The sequence below is a fragment of the Aliivibrio sp. SR45-2 genome (assembly GCF_963890165.1).
Lineage (GTDB): Bacteria > Pseudomonadota > Gammaproteobacteria > Enterobacterales > Vibrionaceae > Aliivibrio > Aliivibrio salmonicida.
In genome coordinates, this window is record NZ_CAWPRC010000147.1 from 1 (window position 1) to 25,020 (window position 25,020).

20 protein-coding genes are annotated in these 25,020 nt (G+C 40.5%); 13 read left to right on the top strand and 7 right to left on the bottom strand.

The features are described from left to right. Positions 1 to 41: 41 nt before the first annotated feature. The 4 genes from leuD to leuA form a co-directional block, all read right to left on the bottom strand. Positions 42 to 644, bottom strand: coding sequence for a 3-isopropylmalate dehydratase small subunit (gene leuD, locus AACV33_RS08165; protein ID WP_182700119.1), 603 nt, complete (start codon positions 642 to 644; stop codon positions 42 to 44). An 11-nt stretch (positions 645 to 655) separates the two neighbouring features. After that, complete coding sequence (gene leuC, locus AACV33_RS08170; RefSeq protein WP_017021519.1) at positions 656 to 2,071, bottom strand: 3-isopropylmalate dehydratase large subunit; 1,416 nt, start codon at positions 2,069 to 2,071, stop codon at positions 656 to 658. A 15-nt stretch (positions 2,072 to 2,086) separates the two neighbouring features. Further along, positions 2,087 to 3,178, bottom strand: coding sequence for a 3-isopropylmalate dehydrogenase (gene leuB / locus AACV33_RS08175; protein ID WP_182700120.1), 1,092 nt, complete (start codon positions 3,176 to 3,178; stop codon positions 2,087 to 2,089). Between the two features lie 77 nt (positions 3,179 to 3,255). Then, complete coding sequence (gene leuA, locus AACV33_RS08180; protein WP_017021517.1) at positions 3,256 to 4,803, bottom strand: 2-isopropylmalate synthase; 1,548 nt, start codon at positions 4,801 to 4,803, stop codon at positions 3,256 to 3,258. Between the two features lie 480 nt (positions 4,804 to 5,283). On the opposite strand from leuA, the gene AACV33_RS08185 reads away from it, so the two are divergent. The 3 genes from AACV33_RS08185 to AACV33_RS08195 are packed head-to-tail and all read left to right on the top strand — an operon-like array spanning position 5,284 to position 10,339. Continuing rightward, positions 5,284 to 5,919 carry a TetR/AcrR family transcriptional regulator gene (locus tag AACV33_RS08185; RefSeq protein WP_182700121.1) on the top strand — a complete coding sequence of 212 codons (636 nt, stop codon included), beginning with the start codon at positions 5,284 to 5,286 and terminating at the stop codon, positions 5,917 to 5,919. Continuing rightward, positions 5,919 to 7,238, top strand: a complete 1,320-nt coding sequence (locus tag AACV33_RS08190; RefSeq protein ID WP_182700122.1) for an efflux RND transporter periplasmic adaptor subunit — start codon at positions 5,919 to 5,921, stop codon at positions 7,236 to 7,238. Before AACV33_RS08185 ends, AACV33_RS08190 begins: the two co-directional genes overlap by 1 nt. Continuing rightward, a complete protein-coding gene (locus AACV33_RS08195; protein ID WP_182700123.1) occupies positions 7,235 to 10,339 on the top strand; it encodes an efflux RND transporter permease subunit in 3,105 nt (1,034 codons plus the stop codon). Before AACV33_RS08190 ends, AACV33_RS08195 begins: the two co-directional genes overlap by 4 nt. Before the next feature lie 22 nt (positions 10,340 to 10,361). On the opposite strand, the gene AACV33_RS08200 is transcribed toward AACV33_RS08195, so the two are convergent. Next, on the bottom strand, positions 10,362 to 11,084 hold the full coding sequence (locus AACV33_RS08200; protein ID WP_241802901.1) for a DUF481 domain-containing protein: 723 nt from the start codon (positions 11,082 to 11,084) through the stop codon (positions 10,362 to 10,364). Between the two features lie 460 nt (positions 11,085 to 11,544). Between AACV33_RS08200 and AACV33_RS08205 the strand changes: the two genes are divergently transcribed. From AACV33_RS08205 to pgi, 4 genes are all read left to right on the top strand, one after another. Beyond that, on the top strand, positions 11,545 to 12,942 hold the full coding sequence (locus AACV33_RS08205) for a replicative DNA helicase (protein WP_017021512.1): 1,398 nt from the start codon (positions 11,545 to 11,547) through the stop codon (positions 12,940 to 12,942). 12 nt (positions 12,943 to 12,954) lie between these two features. Beyond that, positions 12,955 to 14,040: an alanine racemase gene (gene alr / locus AACV33_RS08210; protein WP_017021511.1), complete on the top strand. Its 1,086-nt coding sequence runs from the start codon at positions 12,955 to 12,957 to the stop codon at positions 14,038 to 14,040. Between the two features lie 14 nt (positions 14,041 to 14,054). Beyond that, the gene (locus AACV33_RS08215) at positions 14,055 to 15,275 is read left to right on the top strand and encodes a hypothetical protein (protein WP_182700124.1); all 1,221 of its coding nucleotides are present in this window, start codon (positions 14,055 to 14,057) and stop codon (positions 15,273 to 15,275) included. Between the two features lie 195 nt (positions 15,276 to 15,470). Further along, positions 15,471 to 17,123, top strand: a complete 1,653-nt coding sequence (gene pgi / locus AACV33_RS08220) for a glucose-6-phosphate isomerase (RefSeq protein ID WP_182700125.1) — start codon at positions 15,471 to 15,473, stop codon at positions 17,121 to 17,123. A gap of 125 nt (positions 17,124 to 17,248) precedes the next feature. Here the strand turns inward: pgi and AACV33_RS08225 are convergent, their stop codons facing one another. After that, positions 17,249 to 17,710, bottom strand: a complete 462-nt coding sequence (locus AACV33_RS08225) for a chemotaxis protein CheX (RefSeq protein WP_023604411.1) — start codon at positions 17,708 to 17,710, stop codon at positions 17,249 to 17,251. A 20-nt stretch (positions 17,711 to 17,730) separates the two neighbouring features. Continuing rightward, positions 17,731 to 18,180 (bottom strand): zinc uptake transcriptional repressor Zur, encoded by a 450-nt coding sequence (gene zur / locus AACV33_RS08230; protein ID WP_017021508.1) that lies wholly within the window; start codon positions 18,178 to 18,180, stop codon positions 17,731 to 17,733. A 187-nt stretch (positions 18,181 to 18,367) separates the two neighbouring features. On the opposite strand from zur, the gene dusA reads away from it, so the two are divergent. The 6 genes from dusA (at position 18,368) to AACV33_RS08260 (ending at position 24,989) form a co-directional block, all read left to right on the top strand. After that, positions 18,368 to 19,354, top strand: a complete 987-nt coding sequence (gene dusA, locus AACV33_RS08235) for a tRNA dihydrouridine(20/20a) synthase DusA (protein ID WP_182700126.1) — start codon at positions 18,368 to 18,370, stop codon at positions 19,352 to 19,354. A 118-nt stretch (positions 19,355 to 19,472) separates the two neighbouring features. Further along, a complete protein-coding gene (locus AACV33_RS08240; protein WP_182700127.1) occupies positions 19,473 to 20,171 on the top strand; it encodes a TIGR04219 family outer membrane beta-barrel protein in 699 nt (232 codons plus the stop codon). A gap of 145 nt (positions 20,172 to 20,316) precedes the next feature. Further along, a complete protein-coding gene (locus tag AACV33_RS08245) occupies positions 20,317 to 20,547 on the top strand; it encodes a hypothetical protein (RefSeq protein ID WP_035470606.1) in 231 nt (76 codons plus the stop codon). Positions 20,548 to 20,681: 134 nt separating this feature from the next. Further along, positions 20,682 to 22,505 carry an assimilatory sulfite reductase (NADPH) flavoprotein subunit gene (locus AACV33_RS08250; protein ID WP_065612005.1) on the top strand — a complete coding sequence of 608 codons (1,824 nt, stop codon included), beginning with the start codon at positions 20,682 to 20,684 and terminating at the stop codon, positions 22,503 to 22,505. After that, the gene (gene cysI / locus AACV33_RS08255) at positions 22,505 to 24,235 is read left to right on the top strand and encodes an assimilatory sulfite reductase (NADPH) hemoprotein subunit (RefSeq protein ID WP_023604020.1); all 1,731 of its coding nucleotides are present in this window, start codon (positions 22,505 to 22,507) and stop codon (positions 24,233 to 24,235) included. The genes AACV33_RS08250 and cysI overlap by 1 nt, the downstream gene beginning before the upstream one ends. Continuing rightward, complete coding sequence (locus tag AACV33_RS08260; protein ID WP_017021493.1) at positions 24,228 to 24,989, top strand: phosphoadenylyl-sulfate reductase; 762 nt, start codon at positions 24,228 to 24,230, stop codon at positions 24,987 to 24,989. Before cysI ends, AACV33_RS08260 begins: the two co-directional genes overlap by 8 nt. Positions 24,990 to 25,020 lie beyond the last annotated feature (31 nt).

Genomic DNA, 25,020 nt, shown 5'->3' on the forward strand with positions numbered 1-25,020 from the left:
TGAATCCTGAATCCTGAATCCTGAATCCTGAATCCTGAATCCTATTTCAAAAAGCTCGGGATCTTAGCTTCGAATTCTGAAATTTTATCAGCATGTTGCAGTGTCAAACCGATATTATCTAACCCATTTAACAGGCAGTGGCGACGGAACTCATCAATCTCAAAAGAATACTGCTTACCGTTAGCGCTTACTAACATGGCTTCCAAATCAACTGCAATTTCAGAGCCTTCATTTGCTTCAACGAATTGGAATATTTCATCCACTTCAATATCAGTCAAACGCACAGGGATCATTTGGTTATTGATAGAGTTGCCATAGAAAATATCAGCAAAGCTTGGTGCAATCATGACTTGGATTCCGTAATCCGCCAAAGCCCACGGTGCGTGTTCACGCGATGAGCCACAACCAAAGTTTTCACGGGCAAGTAGAATACTTGCGCCTTGATAACGAGGGGCATTCATTACAAATTCTGGGTTTGGTTGCTGACCTGCATCATCAAGAAAGCGCCAGTCATGGAATAAGTGCTTACCAAAACCCGTGCGATTTACTTTTTGTAAAAACTGTTTTGGAATGATGGCATCGGTATCAATGTTTGCCGTATCTAAAGGAACGACTAGACCTGTATGTTGTTTAAAACCTGACATAGTAAATTCCTTTATGCTGTTTCTGTGATGGTACGAATATCAACAAAATGACCCGCAATCGCGGCTGCCGCTGCCATGGCAGGGCTTACTAGGTGAGTTCGTCCATCACGGCCTTGGCGACCTTCAAAGTTACGGTTTGATGTTGATGCACAACGCTCTTGTGGACCTAAACGGTCATTGTTCATTGCAAGACACATAGAGCAACCCGGTAAACGCCACTCAAAACCCGCTTCTTTAAAGATGATGTCTAATCCTTCTTTTTCCGCTTGTGCTTTTACTTGCTCAGAACCTGGAACAATCAAGGCTTGAACATGAGCGGCGACTTTGTTGCCTTTAGCAACAGCAGCTGCAGCGCGGATATCTTCAATACGAGAGTTGGTACAAGAGCCGACAAACACTTTGTCTACGTTGTAATCTGTTAATGATTTACCGGCTTCAAGACCCATATAAGCCAAGGCTTTTTCTGCGGATACTTTTTCTACCGGGTCAGAAAAACTTTCTGGTGCAGGAATGGGTTGATCAATGGCAATAACTTGGCCAGGGTTTGTTCCCCACGTCACTTGTGGTTTAATTTCAGAGGCATCAAGGCTAACAACTGCATCAAACTTTGCATCATCATCCGTTTTTAGTGACGACCAATATTCGATAGCTGCCGTCAAATCTTCACCTTGAGGTGAGAATTTACGACCAGTAATGTAGTCAAACGTGGTGGCATCTGGTGCGATTAGGCCGGCTTTGGCACCTAGCTCTATCGCCATATTACATACCGTCATGCGACCTTCCATCGTCAGATCTGTAATTGCCTCACCACAGAATTCAACCACATAACCAGTACCGCCAGCTGCGGTTGTTTTACCAATGATCGCTAGAACGATGTCTTTTGCGGTAATGCCTTCTGTGACTTTTCCTTTGACTTCGATCTTCATCGTTTTTGCACGAGCTTGCTTTAGCGTTTGTGTCGCTAATACGTGTTCAACTTCAGAGGTACCAATACCAAATGCAAGAGAACCAAATGCGCCGTGCGTTGCTGTGTGTGAATCTCCACACACAATCGTCATACCTGGAAGTGTAATACCTAGCTCTGGTCCCATTACGTGCACAATACCTTGGTATTTATGGTTTAGATCGTAAAGGGTTACGCCAAATTCTTCACAGTTTTTAGACAGTGTTTCCATTTGGATTCGAGCCATTTCACCAGAGGCATTAATGTCTTTGGTTTGTGTTGATACGTTATGATCCATCGTCGCGAAAGTTTTACCGACTTGGCGAACTTTACGACCTTTTTCACGCAGACCATCAAATGCTTGTGGTGAGGTCACTTCATGAACTAAATGGCGGTCGATATATAAAATTGGGGTTTCACCTTTTGCTGCAACTGCAACATGGGCATCATAAACTTTTTCGTATAATGTTTTTGCGTTAGACATTGCTTCTTCCTTGAATTACGAATTCAAAATATATTCAGCGATTTTATCGCCCATTGCTGAGGTCGTTAATGCGGGTTTATCTCCGGCAAGATCGGCCGTTAGTTCACCTGCTGATAGCGCTTTAGATACGGCAGCTTCAATACTTTGAGCTGCTTCTTCTTCACCAAGGCTATAGCGTAACATCAATGCCGCCGATAAAATTTGAGCGACTGGATTTGCAATGTTTTTGCCTGCGATATCTGGTGCTGAACCACCTGCTGGTTCATACAAACCAAAGTTATCTTTATTTAGGCTTGCTGAAGGAAGCATGCCCATAGAGCCTGTGATCATGGCGCACTCATCAGAAATGATGTCCCCAAAGATATTTGAACACAGCATGACATCAAACTGAGAGGGATCTTTGATTAACTGCATGGTCGCGTTATCAATGTACATGTGGCTCAGTTTGACTTCTGGGTAGCCTTTCGCTACTTCTTCGACCACTTCACGCCATAAAATAGAGCTTTGTAGAACGTTGGCTTTATCAATTGAGTATACGTTTTTGTTACGTAGAAGCGCAGATTCAAAAGCAATCTTTGCAATACGTTCAATTTCATAACGATGATAAATTTCAGTATCGTACGCTTTCTCTTGAGGACCTTCGCCTTCACGACCTTTCGGTTGACCAAAGTAAATGCCACCAGTCAGTTCACGAACAACAACGATATCAAAACCGTTACCCGAAATATCAGCACGCAGTGGAGAAAACCCTTCTAATCCTTTATGAATTTGAGCAGGACGTAGGTTACAAAACAGTTCGAAACGCTTACGAAGAGGAAGTAGGGCGCCACGTTCTGGTTGATCATTCGGTGGAAGGTTTTCCCATTTAGGTCCACCAACGGAGCCGAATAGAACCGCATCTGATTCTTCACAGCCTTTTACTGTACTTTCTGGTAGTGGGCAACCGTGATTATCAATTGCGATTCCACCCACATCATGTTGTTCACGAGAAAATGAAATCGCGTGTTTTTTCTCAATCGCATCCAGAACTTTATGTGCTTGGTCCATGACTTCTGGGCCGATACCATCGCCAGGTAAAATCGCAATCTTGTATGTTTTATTCGTCATGTTAATCCTTTAATCTTTCTATTTAATTTGGAAAATCAAGGCACGGTGTATTTGCCCTGATTTAAATTTATTTAGTGCTATACCGTCGTAATTTTATTTTGCTTAATTTCTGCAATTTGATCAGCACGGTGAATGCTATTAATGACGTGAAGCAGTGCTTGGCCTGATGCTTCAATAATATCGGTAGCTAAGCCTGTACCGTGGTACTTACGGCCTTTGTAATTTGCAATGATATCGGCTTGACCTAACCCGTCCTCGCCTTCGCCTTTCGCTGTTAGGTCAAACTTATCCAGTACAATTTCATAACCGGTTAGCTTATAAATACATTGATAAAGAGCATCTACTGGACCGTTACCGACAGCTGCTTCACATTTTTCTTCGTCGCCACAAAGCAATTTGATACTGGTGGTTGCCATGACGCTGCCAGATTGCACGCTCAAGTAGTTCAACTTATAAAAGTCGTCTTCATCGCGAAGATTAGCAAAGTGCATTAGGGCTTCTAAATCGTAATCAAATACTTGGCCCTTACGATCGGCCAGTTTTACGAAATCGGCATACAAGGTATCTAGATTATATTCTTCGGCTTTATAACCCATTGAATCCATGTGACTTTTAACTGCGGCACGGCCAGAACGACTGGTTAGGTTTAACGCTTTGTTTTTTAAGCCAATAGATTCTGGCGTCATGATTTCATAAGTGTTTTTATTCTTAAGCATTCCGTCTTGGTGGATGCCTGAAGAGTGGCTAAACGCGTTCGCGCCTACGATAGCCTTATTACTTTGAATTGGCATATTACAAAGCTGACTAACTAGCTTACTGGTGCGATGGATTTCATCATTTTTAAGACCAGTATGAACACCTAGATACTCTGAACGAGTTTGCAAAATCATTGCAATTTCTTCTAGAGAACAGTTACCTGCACGCTCACCAATACCATTAATCGTGCCTTCAACTTGACGAGCACCGGCTTGAACCGCTGCGATTGAGTTGGCTACAGACATACCCAAATCATCATGACAGTGCACAGAGATAATTGCTTTATCAATGTTTGGAACTCGATTAAATAGAGTTTGAATAATACCGCCAAATTCGCCAGGAATGGTGTAACCCACCGTATCTGGGATATTGATGGTATTTGCACCTGCGTTGATTGCGGCTTCTACCATACGACATAGATTATCAATAGGAGTACGGCCTGCATCTTCACAAGAAAATTCAACATCATCGGTGTATTTACGAGCACGCTGAACGGCTTTGACGCCCATTTCTACTACGTCATCATAACTACGACGTAACTTATCTTGAACGTGAACCGTTGAGGTTGAAATGAAGGTGTGAATTCGAAACGCTTCTGCGACTTTTAATGCGTCAGCTGCGACATCGATATCTTTAGTAACCGCACGAGAAAGGGCACAAATACGACTGTTTTTGATGTGTTTTGCTATGGTTCGTACCGACTCAAAATCACCTGGTGATGAAATTGGAAAGCCAGCTTCAATGACATCAACACCAAGACGCTCAAGCGCAAACGCAATCTGCAATTTTTCTTTTACGGTTAAGCTTGCTGACAGTGCTTGCTCGCCATCTCTTAAGGTGGTGTCGAATATTATGACTTGATCGCTCATGGGCTTTCTTCCTTGTGTATGTCGTGCGCTTTGACGGCGGTTATCCATAAAAAAACCCGCCATGTTCAGCGGGTTTTAAAATTTGGTTTATGGCTTCTTTTATTCCACAACCTACCCGCGTGAGATGTTCACGATAAGGAGGAGGTTTAGAAGTAAAGAAGATGCTGTTTTCATTTGAAATACAATCCATAAAAATAATTAACAAATTAATATCGTACTCAGCCTGTATCGTCAACCATTAAATAACGTTTTTACTATATACAGGCTTATTTTTAGACAAAAGTTAAAAACTGAGAAGAAAAACGATTGCTACGATGGATTATTGCTCAAATGAGATGCATTTCTTGAATGAAGTCCATTAATTAATCAAATGATTAAACGTGAGTGAATTAAAGGGATCGCACATTTTTTCGACTAACTTATAATTAATCACACGATTAATAATTATAATCAAAAAAATAGATAAATAAGGTGTTATCAATGACGAAGCAATTAGGAAGACCGAAAGGGGAGTCAGAAGTTAGAGATCAACTTATCTTTCACGCACGTGAACTTTTTGTTTCTCGGCCTTATAACAAAGTATCCACTCGATTAATTGCGGATAACGCGAAGGCTAATATTGCGATGATTAGATATTACTTTGGCAATAAAGAAGGATTGTTTGAGGCAATGTTTAAAGAAACCATTGCGCCAGTCGTTGAACAATTTAGGTTGGCATTAGAGAACGATAATGAGAAAGATTTAGTGGATTTCATGCGTGCGTATTATCGAGCGATGATAAAAGTACCGGCTTTTCCTAAGTTAATATTAAGAATTATGGAGGCTGATAACGAGCAGCAAGCTGCGCTTCAGCAAATTATTTTTGGTATTTTGCAGCCAATGCAAAGCAAGCTGTTTGATCCAGTCGTTAATCAAGGCTTATTTAAGGAAGGAATCGATCCAATTAAAGCCAGATTATCAATGATGAGTTTAATGGTTTTTCCTTTTCTAGCACCAAAGAAAATGTTGGATGTTCATAATATTGAGTTAAATGAAGCATTTCTCACTGATCTACTGGAGCATAATATTCGTTTATTAAGTGACGGCTTATTTCAAAATAAAAGAGACGAATTCTAATGAAAATAACTAAAAAACTGCTCTTTTTTCCTGTGGTGGCTATCGGTGTCATTATCTTGGTGACCATCACGAAATTACGGCCTGATGCCGAAGTTAAGCCCATTGAAGATCGTTCAAAAATAGTGAAGACCATTGCTTTAGAGCAACAGAGTATTGCGCCTAAAGTGATTGGATTCGGTAAAATAAGGCCTAAATTTGAATGGAAAGCCATTGCTGAAGTTTCAGGTAAAGTGGTCTATCGCCACCCTGAATTAAATAAAGGCAATGTGTTACTTGCTGGGACAGAGGTGTTGAGGATTGATCCACTCGATTACGAATTAAAGCTTGCTCAAGCAGAGGCGGATTTAGGGTCAAGTGAAACCCAATTAGCAAAAGTGGATCTAGAAGAAAAGAACATTCGTAACACATTAAAAATTGAAAAAAATCGCTTGGCGATCAGCAAAAAAGAATTAAGTAGAAAAGTAAATTTACAGAAAAAAGGCTTAACGTCTCAATCGGATCTTGATCAGCAAAATCAATCTTATTTAGCGCAACAAAAAGTCGTGCTGGATATTCAAAACCAAATTTTATTATTGCCTGATGAAAGAAAAGTCGCTCAAGCCATTGTTAAAGTGAACCAAGCAAAATTAAAAGAGGCACAGCGATCTTTAGATAAAACATCAATCGTATTACCAACCGATGTTCGTATTTCTGAAGTGGACATTGAAGCTGACCAAGTGGTGAATTTACAGCAAGAAATGTTTATTGCTCATGGTATTAAAACCATGGAAGTGGAAGCACAAGTTTCTATTCATGATATGCAAACGCTAGTGCACAGTTTTGGTATATTTCAATCGAATGAACAAGGTATGCCTAATCTTGATTCATTGCCGCTAAAAGCAAACGTACAATTAAGCAGTGGGCGTTTTAATGCAGAGTGGCAAGCTCAGGTTGCTCGGATCAGTGAAACGGTCGATCCCAATCAAGCAACCGTTGGCATTATTTTAGAGATACAACAAGACTACCGCTCATTAACTCCCGGCACATTACCTCCATTAGTTAATGGTATGTTTGTAAAAGCAGAAATTGAAGGTGAGCTTTCACCACAGTGGGTGATCCCTGAAAGTGCACTTCATGGTGATAAGATCTACCTACTTAATAATGACAGCCAGTTAACTATTTTACCCGTAAACATTGTCTTTAGAAGAGACAATCAAGTCGCTATTGTCGGGGGTATAACGTCGGGTGACTTGTTGATCTTAAATGATCTCCTTCCTGCTATTAACGGTATGCAATTGCGTTCCGTTGAGCAAAGAAAGGAAGAGGAGTCGGTTAAATGATTAAGTTTTTTGCAAGACATCCAACCGCCGCCAATTTATTAATGCTTTCTATTTTGCTGCTTGGTGTGGTGTCGCTATCTCAATTAAAGCGAGAAACCTTTCCTGAGTTTAGCCCCCCTTATATTCTCGCTGGGGTGGTTTATCCAGGTGCGTCGCCACAAGAAGTGGAGGAAAGCATTTGTGTTCGACTGGAAGACGCTGTTGATGGGTTAGGTAATATAGAAGAGACGAAATGTGAGGCGATTGAGGGATCTGCTCGTTTGGTCATTAAATTGAATGCGAAAGCCGACATTGGACGAATGTTGGTTGATGTTCAGACTCAAATTGATTCAATTAACGATTTTCCTAAAGAGATAGAGTCCCCGATAGTCCAAGAATTGGATTGGAATGAACCCGTGGTGGATGTGGCGATTACGGCAGACACAACATGGCCAGAATTAAAAGCGTATGCAGAAAAGCTCAAACAAAGCCTCAAGCTTGATTATGATGTTTCCTTGGTTGAAGTGAGTGGTTTTTCGGATCACCAATACCGTGTTGAGTTAGATGAAGGAGCCATTCGTCAGCTTGGTTTAAATGTCAGTGACATTGCGAATAAACTGGCTGAACAAAATGTAAAGCTACCAAGCGGCAGCATAGAAACCCCAGAAAAGAATTTTTTAATTCGCTTTGATGAAAGAAAAACAACTCCGCAAGAATTGGCCAAAACAGTCATGGGTGCATCAGATAATGGGGCGTTGATCCGTTTAGGCGATATTGCCACGATAACCGATCGCTTTGAATTGGATGAACAAAAAGTATTGTTTGATGGTAAGCCATCAGCGTTACTTAAGATCAGTAAAAATAAAGAAGAAGACGCCTTACGCATTAAAGATCGAGTGACGGAGTTTGTTAAATATCAACAATCTGTTGCTCCTGATGGCGTGGCATTAGAAATGACCAACGATCTTTCCTCCTTGTTGTGGGATCGACTAACCATGATGGTAAAAAATGGCTGGCAAGGGATCATTCTTGTTTTCCTTACCATGTGGCTCTTTTTTACGTTCCGATATTCCTTTTGGGTTGCGGCAGGCCTTCCGGTGGCTTTTCTTGGCGGTTTATTTTTAATGGCGAGTTTGGGGCTCTCCATTAATATTATGTCGCTGGTCGCCCTGTTGATGGCGATAGGGATAATGATGGATGACGCCATTGTAATTGCAGAATCCATCGCTTCCCATTTAGACCGAGGGCAAGAGATAGACGATGCGGTATATAACGGGGTGAAGAAGGTTTTTCCCGGCGTACTGTCTTCTTTCTTAACGACGGTGTGTATCTTTGGTAGCTTGATGTTTTTACAAGGAGAAATGGGGGCTGTTTTAAAAGTCATTCCACAAGTACTGATATTAGTTTTGTCTCTTAGTCTAATTGAAGCGTTTTTAATTCTTCCTAATCACCTTAGTCACTCATTACATAAGGCAAAAAAAGACAAGCCAATTTCAGGCATCAAAAAAATCGTATTAGATCGTTTTGAGCATTTTAGAAATGTCACTCTAGTGAAAGCCGTCACAAAAGTAGTGGAATGGCGTTATGCCTTTTTAGGTGCCGTTATTGCGAGTTTGCTGATTTCTTTTTCACTCATTTCTGGCGGTGCTCTGAAGTTTGTTGGTTTCCCAGAGTTGGATGGTGATATTGCTGAAGCGCGAATTATCCTACCCCCGGGCACGTCACTTTCTCAAACTGAATTAGTCGTCGATAAAATAGTGTCAGCGGCTGAAAAATTAAATGAAGAGTGGAGCGAGAAAAATGAAGATGGTCGTCCATTGGTTGAGCACATTACTCAACAATTTAATACCAATGCAGATGCGAGTGAATCTGGACCTCATCTAGCGACCATTCGTTTAGATTTATTAGGGGCAGAAAAACGAAACACATTAATTGATGATTTTATTGATGCGTGGCGTGCAGAAGTTGGAGAGTTAGCTGAACCAATAACCATGGTTTATAAGCAACCGACGATGGGGCCGGGAGGTCGGGCGATTGAAATTCGGATGATGGATGATGATTTACATACATTGAAATCAGCATCATTAGAAGTTCAGGCCTATTTGAATGAGTTTTCTGGCGTGTATGGTGTGCTTGATGACATGCGTATGGGCAAGGAAGAGGTTCTGGTGAAATTAAGACCGGGCGCTGAAACCTATGGTGTTACTGGCCAACTGATCGCAAATCAATTACGAGCGGCGTATTTTGGACAAACGGCAGATGAGATCCAACTCGGTGTTGAAAACATTGAAATTGAAGTGCGTTTGAATAAAGAGCAAGCGGGAGATTTACACATGTTAGAAAATTTCCCAATTATCATGCCTGATGGCAGTCAAATCCCCTTAGCTTCTATCGCTACATTGGATTTTCAACGTAACTATGTTCGAATTCAACGCATTAATGGATTAAGAACCTTAAGCGTATTTGGCGATGTTCATGCATCACAAGTCAGCTCTTCTGAAATATTAGCTCAATTTAGATCAGAGCTTGCGCCCGAGCTACAAAAGAAATACCCAAGTTTGCGTTTTGATTTTGAAGGCGAAGCGAAAGACACCGCCGAAACCGGACAATCAATGGGCACTGGTTTTATGCTGGGCTTATTTGGTGTGTTTGTTATTTTGAGTTTTCAATTTAGAAGTTATCTTGAACCTTTTGTCGTCATGCTGGCAATTCCACTCGCGTTGATTGGGGTGTTGTGGGGGCATGTATTATTAGGTCACCCATTAAGCATGCCGAGTATTATGGGGTTTGTATCATTGGCGGGGATAGTTGTGAACGATTCTATTTTGTTAGTGCAATACATTCGACATCATGTGGATGAGGGTGATTCCGTGTATGAAGCGGTCGTAAAAGCCAGCCAAGAACGGTTTAGAGCGGTATTTTTAACGTCAGTAACAACGGCTGTGGGATTATTACCTCTATTATTAGAAACCAGTTTGCAGGCGCAAGTTATTCAGCCTCTCGTCGTTTCTATTGTATTTGGTATTTTCACATCAACGCTCTTGGTACTCTTCATGATCCCTGCCGCTTATGCCATCTTGGCTGATTTTGGATTAGTGAAAAAGCATGAAGAGTTACATTGAGAATGGCGGGATTAAACTTTATCTAGAAGAGAAATAATAAGTTAACTGAAATAACAGAATCAGTTTTGCTTAATCCTGGAGGTACACGATCTAAATATTCTTGAGATTGTGCGATCTTCAGGGCGATTTCTTCTGTAATATTATTTGTTAGGCTCACTTCAGAATCGATACGCGTGTTACTTCGACCGCTAGTGACGGTGACTTCAGAAGCAAGCGTTAATACGTCCATTGGTTTCCACGATACGGTAATATTTGTTCGTAAGATCGCTTCTGCCACTGTTTCTGGAAAAATAAGATCGTCATCATCAATCTCATCAAGATTTGGATTTTGATAACGGTAACCAGGGCCTAATTCTAATTCTAATACTAACTTTTCCGTATTACTGGCTTGGTAACCTAAACCACCTGAAAAGGTATAATCTTTAAAATAGGCACTGTATTCCGTCTCTAAGCCTTTAAAGTTGGCATAAAGATAGTAATCAGGACTTATTTTATAGTCACTTTGTAAATTAAGGCTTAATTGGTCTTTGTCTGTTTCGCCATCTTCTTTTGATAAATAATACTTCACTTCACCTGTGTGACGATGCTGTCCAGACGTGTAACTTGCTTCTAAGCGACCATTAAGAGACTGTGAATCATCGTTACCTTTGCTTGATTGATAACCAAATTCGACTTGGCTTTCCCATGGAGAAGGGGGTGATGTATCGTCGTCTTCTGTATCGATCTCACTTGCCGGAACACTGATGCTTGGTTTTTTCTCAAGGGTTAGCTGCTCAGTGTCGGTTTCACACTCATCTTTTGATAAGTAATACTTCACGTCACTGGCATGACTATTCTGCCCAGAGGTATAAACCGGCTCTAGGCTACAATTAAGAGATAGTGAGTTGTCGCTTCCATAACCCAATTCGACTTGGCTTTCCCTAGGAGAGGGAGGTGACGTATCCGCGTCTTCACTTTCAATCTCACTTGCATGAACAGATGCATTGATTGCGATAAGCCCTGTAAGTAAAACTTTTTTTAACACGTATTAATCTCAGAAAGAATAAAGAGGACACATAGTATAGGAGTTTATCTGGTTGATGAGTTAAATTTGAGTCAAAATCTTTATTTTGCGAAAGGTTATCAGGAGATACACGGATAGTTATTTCATCCCAATTTCTTTTGGTTATAATGTAGAGCTGAATTTAGGATGGTGAAAAGTAGTAATGGCTGATAATCGAAATCAAAACCGCAAGTATGATGCACAAGTTGATGCGTTAAAAGTACCGCCGCATTCATTAGAGGCAGAGCAATCTGTACTTGGTGGTTTACTACTTGATAATGAGCGGTGGGATACTGTCGCTGAAAAAGTGGTAGCTGTTGATTTTTATAGCAGACCACACCGATTAATTTTTGAATCGGTTAAATCCATCCTAGAAGATAGTATGCCGTTGGATTTAATTACCCTATCTGAACATCTTGAACGTCATGAAAAATTAGATTCAGTGGGCGGTTTTGCTTATCTTGCTGATTTAGTGAAAAACACCCCAAGTGCCGCTAACATTAATGCCTATGCTGATATTGTTCGTGAACGTGCGATGGTTCGTAACTTGATTGGTGTCGCCAATGAAATTGCTGACGCGGGTTATGATCCTCAAGGCCGTACTTCTGAAGATTTACTGGATATGGCCGAAAGTAAAGTTTTTGCTATTGCCGAAGCGCGTACGACTGAGAATGAAGGGCCACAAACGGTAGATACCATTCTTGAGCGAACATTAGAACGTATCGAGCTTTTATACCAAAGCCCACAAGATGGTGTCACCGGTGTCTCTACTGGATTCACGGATTTAAATAAGAAAACAGCGGGTCTACAAGGGTCTGATTTAATTATTGTTGCGGCTCGTCCATCAATGGGTAAAACAACCTTTGCGATGAACTTATGTGAAAACGCTGCAATGGACCAAGACAAACCCGTTTTGATTTTCTCACTAGAGATGCCAGCGGAACAGCTAATGATGCGTATGTTGGCTTCGATGTCTCGAGTTGACCAAACCAAAATTCGTACTGGTCAATTAGATGACGAAGATTGGGCGCGTATTTCGTCTACCATGGGTATTTTGACTCAGAAAAAGAATATGTATATTGATGATAGCTCAGGTTTAACGCCAACTGAGCTACGTTCTCGTGCTCGTCGTGTTGCACGTGAGTCGGGAGGGTTAAGTATGATCATGATAGATTACCTTCAATTAATGCGTGTTCCTGGTATGCAAGATAATCGTACTCAAGAAATTTCAGAAATTTCACGCTCATTAAAAGCGTTAGCAAAAGAATTAAACGTTCCGGTTGTTGCCCTGTCTCAGCTTAACCGTTCCCTAGAGCAACGTGCTGATAAACGCCCAATTAACTCGGATTTACGTGAATCTGGTGCAATCGAGCAAGATGCCGATTTGATCATGTTTATTTACCGTGATGAAGTTTATAACCCTGAAAGTAACCGCAAAGGGATTGCTGAGATTATTCTTGGTAAACAGCGTAATGGTCCAATTGGCTCGGTAAGTTTAACCTTCCAAGGGCAATTTTCTCGCTTTGATAATTACGCAGGTCCTGCGTTTGATGATGAATAATAAGGCAAAAGTATGAGCTATATGACAGCCGCTGCTGCACAGATTGATATGTCTGCCTTAGCGCATAATTTGCAAAAAATTAAACAGCAAGCACCCAACAGCAAACTTCTTGCTGTGGTAAAAGCAAATGGTTATGGCCATGGTTTACTCAATATTGCTAAAGGTGCGCACGGTGTAGATGCTTTTGGTGTGGCGCGAATTGAAGAGGCTTTACAGCTTCGAGCTGGCGGCATAGTGAAACAAGTTTTATTACTCGAAGGATTTTATTCTGCGGGTGATTTACCAATTTTAGTCGCTAATAACATTCAAACGGCGGTGCATTGCAAAGAGCAACTTGAAGCATTAGAAAATGCAGATCTTGAAGGCCCTGTTGTTGTTTGGTTGAAAGTCGATTCAGGTATGCATCGCTTAGGTATTCGCCCTGAAGAATACCAAGAATATGTTGATCGTTTGCATGCGTGTAAAAATGTAGCTCAGCCACTGCGTTATATGAGCCATTTTGGTTGTGCAGATGAATTAGATAATCCGACGACGAACGAACAAATTGAAACGTTCATGTCATTGACGGATGGATGCCAAGGGGAACGATCGCTTGCGGCTTCTGCTGGATTGCTTGCATGGCCAGACAGTCAATTGGATTGGGTTCGTCCCGGTATCATTATGTATGGTGTCTCTCCTTTTTCTGAGAAAACGGCTCAAGATTTAGGGTATTTACCTACCATGACTCTCACTTCTCATTTGATTGCGGTAAGAGAAGTAAAAGCCGGAGAAAGTGTTGGTTATGGTGCGATGTGGACCAGTGAGCGTGATACTAAAATTGGGGTTATCGCGATTGGTTACGGCGATGGTTACCCAATTGCAGCACCGAATGGGACGCCAGTATTAGTTAATGGACGCAAAGTTCCGGTAGCTGGTCGTGTTTCTATGGATATGCTAACGGTTGATTTAGGACCTGATGCAGAAGATAACGTTGGTGATGAAGCTATTTTGTGGGGACGAGATCTTCCTGCAGAAGAAGTAGCAGAACACATTGGAACTATTGCTTATGAGTTAGTGACTAAACTAACATCAAGAGTGCAAATGCAATATATTCCTTAATGTATCTTTGACCCATGAGAGTTAATTTGAAACAACTGTCCTTAAGAAGCGCTACTGGTTTAGCGCTTTTTCTTATTTCACCTTATGTCTTTTCTGAAAGTGATATATGGCCAAACTCGCTTCCTGAAACGGCGGCGGTTCCTTTTATGTATTCTTCAGAAAGCTTGGGGACTACGATAGGCGTTGCCGGTGTAATGAAAGGTGTGGGGCAACCTCAAGCCACCTTATTTGCTGCCGGAATGTACTCAAGTAAAGGTTCTTATCTCACTTACTTGTCATCTGATAACAATCAAGTGGGTCATTCTTGGTTGTTTGGTGCAAATGCTTATAACGCTAGCTTTAAAGATATGGATTATTATATTGGCACCGCAGGAAGTAACAATTCTCATCAAAGTGACGAAGTGTTTACCGACAGCACTGAAGCTAAATACCATCTGACGGCTAATTATATTTTACCCATTGGTAATGCCAAAGATATCGGAGCTCAAGCCGCGTATACTCCAAATCGTAAAGTAAAAAGTGGTAATCCATTTGAAAGTGGGGTTTCAAGTATTGAGCTTAGTCCTTTCTATTATTCTCGTACATTATCAGATGTCTCCGATTGGGATGAGCCTGAATCGAATTGGGGAATGAAGGTAAATTTTGATTGGGATAATAGAAATAGCGTAAGAAATACGACCAATGGTTCACGAACAGAGTTAGATTTCACTTACTCTCCAGAAACCAGTTCACAAGAAGAGTGGTGGACATGGGAGTTTCAACAAAGTGCCTTTTTTGATTTAGGTGGGATTGGCAATGTAATTAAGAAACAAGTGCTTGCGTTTGATTTTTATCTTGCTGATACACCCAGTTGGGAAGAAGGCGCACACCAACCTCCTGAATATGCTGGAATTAAATTAGGCGGACTTTACCGATTAAGAAGTTATGGTGGTGGACGATTCCATGGTCGTTCTGCCGTTCATTATTCTGCAGAGTATCGAGTGATGCCCGATTGGCAGCCATTAGAAGATTGGCCTATTTTTAATCTTTATGACGTGCCTTGGTGGCAGTGGGTAGCTTTTGTTGATACTGGTCGTGTAGCGGATGAGTTTTCATTATCGACATTGCATGATGATATGCGATGGAGTGCTGGTGGTGCGATTCGTTTCCAAGTTGAAGGTATCGTCGTTCGTACTGAAATGGCGTGGGGAAGTGAAGAAAATGTATTTCGTGTCATGATCAATCAGCCATTTTAAATTTAGCACTAGTTTTATCGTTATTTGAACGAGATAATGTTTACATATAGACGTTTTAATGTGACCTAACTCAAAAAGGGTGAGCGTAGTTTTGGTCATAATAGATAAAGCTCATCAAATTTTAGATTCGTATAAACGGGGAGTTCAGAAATTTATTTTTGAACCGACAAGCATATTACACGGGATAATTTCACCATGTTAAAAAACATCAACCCAACAGAAACTCAAGCTTGGGCAGATTTGACTGCACATTTTGAAACCGCGCAAAACTTCAATTTAGCGGATTTGTTTTCTGCTGATGCTCAACGTTTTGATAAATTTTCAACAACGTTTGGCCAAGATATCTTAGTTGATTTCTCTAAAAATTTAGTGACAGAAGAAACGATGCAAAAGCTATTTTCTTTAGCTGAGCAAACTGAATTATCAGAAGCAATCAAAGCGATGTTCAGTGGTGAAAAAATCAATAAAACTGAAGATCGTTCAGTGCTTCATACGGCACTTCGTAACCGCAGTAATACGCCAGTTATCGTTGATGGCGAAGACGTTATGCCTGCTGTAAATACAGTGCTAGAAAAAATGAAAGCGTTCACTGAGCGTTTGATCTCAGGTGAGTGGAAAGGTTACACAGGCAAAGAAATTACGGATATCGTAAACATTGGTATCGGTGGTTCAGATCTTGGCCCTTACATGGTGTCAGAAGCATTAGCTCCATACAAAACACGTTTAAACATGCACTTTGTTTCAAACGTCGATGGCACACACATTGTTGAAACATTGAAGCCATTAAATCCAGAAACAACGTTGTTCTTAATCGCATCGAAAACATTCACGACTCAAGAAACAATGACAAATGCACACAGTGCTCGTGATTGGTTCTTAGCAGAAGCTGGCGATCAAGCACACGTAGCGAAACACTTCGCAGCACTTTCAACAAACGCAGAATCAGTGTCTGAGTTTGGTATTGATACCGATAACATGTTTGAGTTCTGGGATTGGGTTGGCGGTCGTTATTCTTTATGGTCTGCGATTGGTCTTTCAATTGCTTTAGCGGTTGGTTTTGATAATTTTGTTGAGCTTCTTGAAGGCGCTCACGAAGTGGATAATCATTTCGCAAATACAGAACTTGAAAATAACGTACCAGTAATCTTGGCATTGATTGGCCTATGGTATAACAACTTCCATGGTTCTGAATCAGAATCGATTTTGCCATATGATCAATACCTACACCGTTTTGCTGCGTATTTCCAACAAGGTAATATGGAATCAAACGGTAAATGTGTTGACCGTAATGGCAATCCAGTTGATTACCAAACGGGTCCAATTATTTGGGGTGAACCAGGTACAAATGGTCAGCATGCGTTCTACCAATTGATTCACCAAGGTACGAAATTGATCCCATGTGATTTTATTGCTCCTGCAATCAGTCATAACCAAGTGGGCGATCATCATCAAAAACTGATGTCTAACTTCTTTGCACAAACAGAAGCATTGGCGTTTGGTAAAAAAGAAGAAACAGTAAGAGCAGAGTTTGCAGCGGCAGGTAAAACTGAAGCAGAAATGGCAGAGTTGGTGGCATTTAAAGTCTTTGAAGGTAACCGCCCAACTAACTCAATCTTAGTGAAAAAAGTGACACCTAAAACATTAGGCAACTTGATTGCTATGTACGAACATAAAATCTTCGTACAGGGTGTAATTTGGAATATCTTCAGTTTTGACCAATGGGGTGTAGAACTAGGTAAACAATTGGCTAACCAAATTCTTCCTGAATTGGCTGATGATAAAGCGATTAACTCACATGACAGTTCAACGAATGGCTTAATTAACGCATTTAAAGCGTTTAAAGCATAATTGAATTGCACTCGATAATATGAAAGAGCTGACTTCGGTTGGCTCTTTTTATATATGCTGATTTTATACAGATAATAAAAAAAGTTGATGTATTACTACATCAACCTTTCTTTTTGAGTTCGTCTCTATTCGAAACAAATCTCAATAAATGCATTACCCCATTCAGACGTAAACGGCATAATAATAATGGCGCCTTCACATTTATGAGTAATCGTGTGTGCTCTGCCTGAAACAACCATGGGAGTGGCCATATCAAATTCAAACCCACTTTCTGAAAGAATTCGTTTTGCACCACCGGTGACCATGTTCGTGATTTCACCGACCATATCCGTTACTTCTTCATTAATGCTGTTTGGACGTTCGCCGAGCATATTTTGCATGATTTGAAGTGCAAGAGATTCTTCAAAAGTGATAGACATCGAACCACGGCTTTGAGAAGCAACCATGCCGATTAAGCCTGATACATCACCACGAGCAATTTCGTCTTTTTTAATACGAGGTTTTTGAGGTTTTAAATCCATCGAAGCCATCGTTTTAAGTACATTCATCAGTGAAGCTAAGAAAGGGTTTACAAATTCAGCGCGCATCGTGAGTAGGATCCTTTAAATTAATTTTTATTATCGCTATGTAAACAAGCTTTGCAGGTACCATGAGTTTCAACAATATGGTTTTCAACAGAAAATCCAATTTGCTCAGCATGCTTTGTTAGCTGCTCTGTAATTTTAGTATCATGGCACTCGACAACATCATCGCAAGTGCGACAGATGAATAATTGTGAAAAATGGGCATGTTCGCCGATAACACAGCAAGAAATATAGCTATTTATAGATTCGACCTTATGTACAAAACCTTGGGTTACCAAAAAATCTAAAGCGCGATAAATGGTAGGTGGTTTTGCTTGGGGTTCTATTTTTTTTAATTGCTCTAATAGATCGTAAGCACTAATGGCACCATGGTGGATGACAATAAGCTCTAAAACAGTTAACCGTTGTTGAGTCAATCTAACGCCACGCTGTTGGCATAACTGCTCAACTTTTTGTTTTTGAGAACTATTCAATGTTTACATGTCTTATTTATGAACAAGTAGGCGAGTTTATCATAGATATGTTTATTTATACTTCACTATTTAGAGAATTATAATCAAGGTAAAGAGTGTCTATTGGTGAGTAAAATAAGTAATAGGATGGCTGTTTGTGTTCCTATTATGTTAGAATTGCGGCCTTGATCACTGAAAGAAATTACCTATGAGCTCTTATCCATTACAACGCTTCTCTGTTGCTCCAATGCTTGATTGGACTGACCGCCATTGCCGCTATTTTCATCGACAATTATCAGAGCATGCTCTTTTATATTCCGAGATGATCACGACGGGTGCCATTATTCATGGGAAAGGTGATTTCCTTGCTTACAATGAAGAAGAGCATCCATTAGCACTGCAATTAGGGGGCTCAAACGCGAAAGATTTAGCACATTGTGCGAAATTAGCGGCAGATCGTGGTTATGATGAAATAAACTTGAATGTAGGTTGTCCATCAGATCGTGTTCAAAACGGTCGTTTCGGTGCTTGTTTGATGGCCGATCCAGAATTAGTGGCTGAATGTATTGCTGAAATGAAAGCGGTTGTCGATATTCCAGTGACGGTTAAAACACGCATAGGTATTGATGATCAAGATAGCTATGAGTTTTTAACTAAATTCGTATCAACGGTCCATGAAAAAGGCGGTTGTGACCAATTTACCATCCATGCGCGTAAAGCGTGGCTGAGTGGATTAAGCCCTAAAGAAAACCGTGAAATCCCACCGCTTGATTACCCTCGAGCGTATCAAATTAAGAAAGACTTCCCTCAACTGATCATTGCTGTGAATGGTGGAATTAAAACACTTGAAGAAGCAAAAGAACATTTAGCGCATTTAGATGGTGTAATGATTGGTCGCGAAGCGTATCAAAGCCCATACTTATTAGCGGAAGTTGATCAACAGTTGTTTGGTAGCGATAAACCAATTAAAAAACGCCGTGAAATTGTTGAATCAATGTATCCGTATATTGAGCGTCAATTGGAGAATGGGGCTTATTTAGGCCACATTACTCGTCATATGCTAGGTCTATTTCAAAGTATGCCAGGTGCAAGACAATGGCGACGTTACATCAGTGAAAATGCACACAAACCAGGCTCCGGTATTGAAGTGGTTCAAGCCGCTCTTGCTAAAATTCCAGCCGAACTGGATGTGTAAGCTTTTGATATTGAGCTGATAAGTTTTATATAGAAAGAAAAAGAAGAGTACATAAATAAACCAAATCGTTTATTATGACCGCAGATGAACCAAATAGCGTCGCAAATGGAGACTACGCATGAACAAATTATCCCTCACCACTGTTGTTGCTTCTGTTGCCTTAGTATTGGCAGTACCTGCACATTCAGCAGAGAAGGAGTTTACGACTAAAATTGCTATTGATGCGTGGTTCCCTGATGGAAAGGTTGGCTCTAAAGATAATGCCGTTCGTGATAATGATGTTGATGCATCACAAGCGTTTTCTATTGCATTTGAACATCCATACCCAATTTTACCAAATGTAAAAGTACGTTATACCCCTGTGAAAGCAGATCGTTTTGAATATGATCAAATCGATTATACGGGTTACTATAAATTATTAGACACTAACGGTCTTCAGTTTGACGTAGGTTTGACCTTAACGCAGTTTGCCAATGGTGAATTCAATAAAGGTGGCTCTGTTGATTCAACGCAACCACACGATCAAAGCTTTAGTGAAACGGCGATGAACATGTACGCGGATGCGTCACTGCATATTCCAAATACAAACTTCCATATTTTTGGTCAGTATGATTTTGGTAGCAGCAGCGATACTCGAACAATGGATGGTCAAGCAGGGGTTAAGTACATTCTTCCTGTTGATGAAACCGTTGATGTTGAATTCAAGCTGGGTTATCGAGTGATGGATCATGAGTTTGGTTACTTTGAAGGTTTTGATAGCGACCAAGCAAACGTCATGGTAGATGGCTGGTTCGGCGGTTTGTCATTTGATTTCTAATCAAAGATAACAAAAATTATTGAGAATAGTGGCGCAGGAAACTGAGTCGCTATTTTTTTATTTAAAATTTGCTCAATCTAGGTTTATTGACCATGCTTATAGAATGGATATAACTATGATATTCATATTTGTTAAGGATGCAGTTATGACGACATTAAGTGAATTAAAATTGATGTACCAAGAAGACCAACTTGTTGAGGCCGTAATTGAATCAGCGATGGTAGAAGATACTTGGATTGTAGAATTTCGCCATGTCCACGGAGGCCTTGTTTTACTTACGGATATGAAGGGAGGAGAGCTGAAATACAGGGATTTAGAATCGGCGTCAAAAAGCGCATTAGCCGTTGGATTCAATCAAGTCAGGATTAATGATTAGTGCTTATAATGAACAAATAAAGACAAAGCAAACATTTCTTTCTTCCAAAAAGTTATAAAACATTCTTATCTATTCTTTCTTGTTATAGGAAAGAGTCGCTAATCTAACATGACGCAATGAATAGGGATGTCGTCATGTTATTAAAGGAACTCTCCGCACTCGCTAGTCCACTTAATGATCAACAAATAGGTCAATTACAGCTAGCCGCTTCAGAATTATCTCCACAACAACTTGCTTGGGTAAGTGGTTATCTTTGGGGTGTAAGCCAAACATCTGGTGCCACACAACCAGCAAACCAAGCCGCCGTGGCGGTATCAAGTGAGCCTGTTAGTAAATTATCAATTATTTATGCCTCACAAACAGGTAATGCAAAAGGTGTCGCTGAAGCATTAAAAGCAGAAGCGTCAGCGATTGGCATTCGTGTTGAATTATTTGATGCGAGTGATTATAAAGGCAAAAACCTCGCTAAAGAAACGCACGTTATTATTGTTGCATCTACTAATGGTGAGGGAGAAGCCCCTGATAATGCCATTGAGCTGCATGAATTTTTACAATCGAAAAAAGCACCTAAGCTAGATAAATTACACTATGGTGTGATTGGTTTAGGGGATTCAAGCTATGAATTTTTTTGCCAAACCGGGAAAGATTTTGATGGCTTTCTAGCCAAAAAAGGAGCAACCGCATTTATTGATCGTATTGATCTGGATGTTGATTATGAAGCTTCTGCCGTTGAGTGGCGTAAACAAGCGTTAGAGAAAGTAAAAGAAACCTTATCAACAGATAATGAGTCTAAAAATGGACAGGTAGTGCAATTACCTGTTGGTCAAGCGGCGCACTCTGCTTCGCAATATTCAAAACAAAACCCTTATACGGCAACGTTATTAGCAAGCCAAAAAATAACAGGTCGAGATTCAGGTAAAGACGTTCGTCATATCGAAATTGATCTTGAAGATTCAGGATTAACTTATCAGCCAGGTGATGCATTAGGTGTGTGGTTTGAAAATAGCCTAGAGTTAGTCACCGCTGTTTTAAAACAAGTTGGATTAACTGGGGAAGAACACATTGAAGTAGATGGTGAATCAATATCTCTTCAAAAAGCCTTAATTGAAAAATATGAAATCACATCAGCAAATCCACAGCAAGTCAGCAAGTTTTCAGAGCTATCAGGCAGTAAAAAGTTAGAGAAGTTAGTTCAAGACAAAGATAAGTTACGTCAATACGCTGGCAATACTCAAGTTATTGATCTGTTATCAGAAAAGAAAACCAAATTAACGGCAGAGCAACTAGTGGGTTTACTTCGCCGTCTAACGCCTCGTTTATATTCTATTGCTTCAAGCCAGAGTGAAGTGGATGAAGAAGTTCACCTGACTGTCGGTGTGGTTGAATATCAACTGGGGGATGAAACTCGATTCGGTGGTGCCTCTAGCTTTTTATCTCATCGTCTAGAAGAAGGCGCTGAAGTGAACGTGTTTATTGAACACAATAATAATTTTAAACTTCCTCAAGATGATAACGTGCCAGTCATCATGATTGGTCCTGGTACGGGTATCGCCCCTTTCCGTGCGTTTGTTCAAGAACGTGACAACCGTGATGCAAAAGGTAAAAACTGGTTATTCTTTGGTGATAGAACCTTTACGCAAGACTTCTTATATCAAGTTGAATGGCAGAAATACCTGAAATCAGGCGTTGTAAATCAATTAGATGTAGCCTTCAGCCGTGATCAACAAGAAAAAGTCTATGTTCAACATCGTATTTTAGAACATTCAATCCAAGTGTGGCAGTGGCTGCAAGATGGCGCTTATATTTATGTCTGTGGTGATGCCACTCGTATGGCAAAAGACGTACATGAAGCATTAATTACGATTGTTGAGCAACAAGGTAAAAAGAACAGAGAAGAAGCAGAGCAATTTGTAAATGATCTGCGTAAGGCGAAACGTTACCAAAGGGATGTGTACTAATGAGCGAACAAATTGCAGTAAAAACAATCTTATCAGGCACAGAACTTGGCCCATTAGCGGATAACGAGCGTCTAAAGCGTGAAAGCAAAAACCTTCGAGGCACGATCGTAGAGGATCTTCAGGATCGCATTACGGGCGGTTTTACCAACGATAATTTTCAATTGATCCGCTTTCACGGCATGTATCAGCAAGATGACCGAGATATTCGAGCTGAGCGTGCAAAACAGAAATTAGAACCTCTGCATAACGTAATGCTTCGTGCGCGCATGCCGGGTGGAATAATTACGCCAAAACAGTGGTTAGCGATTGATAAATTTGCTGAAGAAAATACGTCGTATGGCAGTTTACGTTTAACTACACGTCAAACCTTTCAGTTTCATGGTGTATTAAAGCCAAACATTAAATTAATGCATCAAACATTGAATAGCATTGGCATTGATTCGATTGCAACTGCGGGTGATGTAAATCGAAACGTATTGTGTACGACCAATCCGGTGGAATCGGAATTACATCAAGAAGCGTATGAATGGGCGAAAAAAATCAGTGAACATTTATTACCAAAAACTCGTGCGTATGCAGAGATTTGGTTAGATGGTGAAAAATTAGAAACCACAGATGAAGAACCTATTTTAGGCAGTAATTATCTTCCTCGTAAATTTAAAACTACCGTCGTTATTCCACCACAAAATGATGTAGATGTTCATGCTAATGATTTGAATTTCATTGCCATTGCAGATAACGGTAAATTAGTTGGTTTTAATGTATTGGTTGGTGGTGGCCTTGCGATGACGCATGGTGATACGGCAACGTACCCTCGTCGAGCGGATGATTTTGGTTTTGTGCCACTAGAAAAAACATTAGAAGTGGCGGCGGCAGTGGTAACCACTCAGCGTGATTGGGGTAACCGTTCAAATCGTAAAAATGCAAAAACAAAATACACGTTAGATCGTGTTGGTGTTGATGTCTTTAAAGCGGAAGTCGAAAAGCGTGCTGGTATTCAATTTGAAGCAAGCCGTCCTTATGAGCTAACAGAACGTGGTGATCGAATTGGTTGGGTAGATGGCATTGATGGTAAGCACCATCTTGCATTATTTATCGAAAATGGTCGTTTATTAGACTACCCGGGTAAGCCATTAAAAACAGGTGTTGCTGAGATTGCTAAGATCCACCAAGGTGATTTTAGAATGACAGCCAATCAAAACTTAATTGTTGCTGGCGTACCTGCTGAGCAAAAAGATCAGATAGAGCAAATTGCTCGAGAGCATGGCTTAATTGATGATGGGCATTCAGAACAACGTAAAAACTCAATGGCGTGTGTGGCTTTTCCTACTTGTCCATTAGCGATGGCAGAAGCAGAACGTTTCCTTCCTGAATTTGTCACAGAGATTGAAGGCGTACTGAAAAAACATAATTTGCCAGAAGAGGATAATATTATTTTCCGAGTGACGGGATGTCCTAATGGATGTGGTCGAGCAATGCTTGCTGAGATTGGTTTAATTGGTAAAGCACCGGGTCGTTATAATTTCCATTTAGGCGGTAATCGCAGTGGTACTCGTGTTCCTAAAATGTACAAAGAAAATATAACGGATCGTCAAATCTTATCAGAGATTGATGAATTGGTTGGTCGTTGGGCAACTGAGCGTCAAGAGAATGAAGGCTTTGGTGATTTTACCATTCGAGCCGGAATTGTGGATGAAGTGAAAGTATCAAAAAGGGACTTTTATGCCTAAATTGCAACTGTCAGAGCTGCTGTCATTAAATAAAGTCGAGCAAATTTTACGCTTAGCTGAAATTAATACCGAGCTTGAAAAATTGACGGCTCAAGAGCGAGTTTCTTGGGCTTTAGATAATCTAGAAGGTAAACCTGCAGTTTCTTCAAGCTTTGGAATTCAGGCCGCGGTAATGTTGCAATTAGTCACGGATGTTAAGTCTGATACGCCTGTAATTTTAACTGACACTGGGTATCTTTTTCCTGAAACGTACCAATTTATTGATACATTGACGGAGCGTCTGAACTTGAATTTACAAGTATTTACAGCTGATGAAACTCCCATGTGGCAAGAAGCACGCTACGGAAAGTTATGGGAGCAGGGCGTCGATGGACTTAAACATTATAACCGTTTAAATAAAGTTCAGCCGATGCGAAGAGCATTAGATCAACTTCAAGTGGGTGTTTGGTTCTCGGGATTACGTCGTGATCAATCAAGTTCTCGTTCACATTTACCTATTTTAAGTATTCAAAATGGGGTATTTAAATTTCTACCGGTTATCGATTGGAGTAATAAAGAGGTGCACTATTATTTGGAAGAGAAAGGATTACCTTATCATCCATTAAGAGACGAAGGATATCTGTCTGTTGGTGATACACATACAACTCAGAAGTGGGAACCGGGAATGAAAGAAGAAGACACTCGATTTTTTGGATTAAAGAGAGAGTGTGGGTTACATGAAGATGATGCAGAAGCGGAAGGCTCTGGAATTTAATTTTTCTTTCTATCGTCGATAAAAATAAAAA

Excerpts from the sequence above, each read along its gene's own strand:
- alr (WP_017021511.1), top strand. The coding sequence starts at position 12,955 with ATGAGCTATATGACAGCCGCTGCTGCACAGATTGATATGTCTGCCTTA.
- AACV33_RS08215 (WP_182700124.1), top strand. The coding sequence starts at position 14,055 with ATGAGAGTTAATTTGAAACAACTGTCCTTAAGAAGCGCTACTGGTTTA.
- AACV33_RS08185 (WP_182700121.1), top strand. The coding sequence starts at position 5,284 with ATGACGAAGCAATTAGGAAGACCGAAAGGGGAGTCAGAAGTTAGAGAT.
- dusA (WP_182700126.1), top strand. The coding sequence starts at position 18,368 with ATGAGCTCTTATCCATTACAACGCTTCTCTGTTGCTCCAATGCTTGAT.
- leuD (WP_182700119.1), bottom strand. The coding sequence starts at position 644 with ATGTCAGGTTTTAAACAACATACAGGTCTAGTCGTTCCTTTAGATACG.
- AACV33_RS08195 (WP_182700123.1), top strand. The coding sequence starts at position 7,235 with ATGATTAAGTTTTTTGCAAGACATCCAACCGCCGCCAATTTATTAATG.
- leuB (WP_182700120.1), bottom strand. The coding sequence starts at position 3,178 with ATGACGAATAAAACATACAAGATTGCGATTTTACCTGGCGATGGTATC.
- AACV33_RS08190 (WP_182700122.1), top strand. The coding sequence starts at position 5,919 with ATGAAAATAACTAAAAAACTGCTCTTTTTTCCTGTGGTGGCTATCGGT.
- AACV33_RS08260 (WP_017021493.1), top strand. The coding sequence starts at position 24,228 with ATGCCTAAATTGCAACTGTCAGAGCTGCTGTCATTAAATAAAGTCGAG.
- cysI (WP_023604020.1), top strand. The coding sequence starts at position 22,505 with ATGAGCGAACAAATTGCAGTAAAAACAATCTTATCAGGCACAGAACTT.
- AACV33_RS08240 (WP_182700127.1), top strand. The coding sequence starts at position 19,473 with ATGAACAAATTATCCCTCACCACTGTTGTTGCTTCTGTTGCCTTAGTA.
- leuC (WP_017021519.1), bottom strand. The coding sequence starts at position 2,071 with ATGTCTAACGCAAAAACATTATACGAAAAAGTTTATGATGCCCATGTT.
- AACV33_RS08250 (WP_065612005.1), top strand. The coding sequence starts at position 20,682 with ATGTTATTAAAGGAACTCTCCGCACTCGCTAGTCCACTTAATGATCAA.
- AACV33_RS08245 (WP_035470606.1), top strand. The coding sequence starts at position 20,317 with ATGACGACATTAAGTGAATTAAAATTGATGTACCAAGAAGACCAACTT.
- AACV33_RS08205 (WP_017021512.1), top strand. The coding sequence starts at position 11,545 with ATGGCTGATAATCGAAATCAAAACCGCAAGTATGATGCACAAGTTGAT.
- pgi (WP_182700125.1), top strand. The coding sequence starts at position 15,471 with ATGTTAAAAAACATCAACCCAACAGAAACTCAAGCTTGGGCAGATTTG.
- leuA (WP_017021517.1), bottom strand. The coding sequence starts at position 4,803 with ATGAGCGATCAAGTCATAATATTCGACACCACCTTAAGAGATGGCGAG.
- AACV33_RS08225 (WP_023604411.1), bottom strand. The coding sequence starts at position 17,710 with ATGCGCGCTGAATTTGTAAACCCTTTCTTAGCTTCACTGATGAATGTA.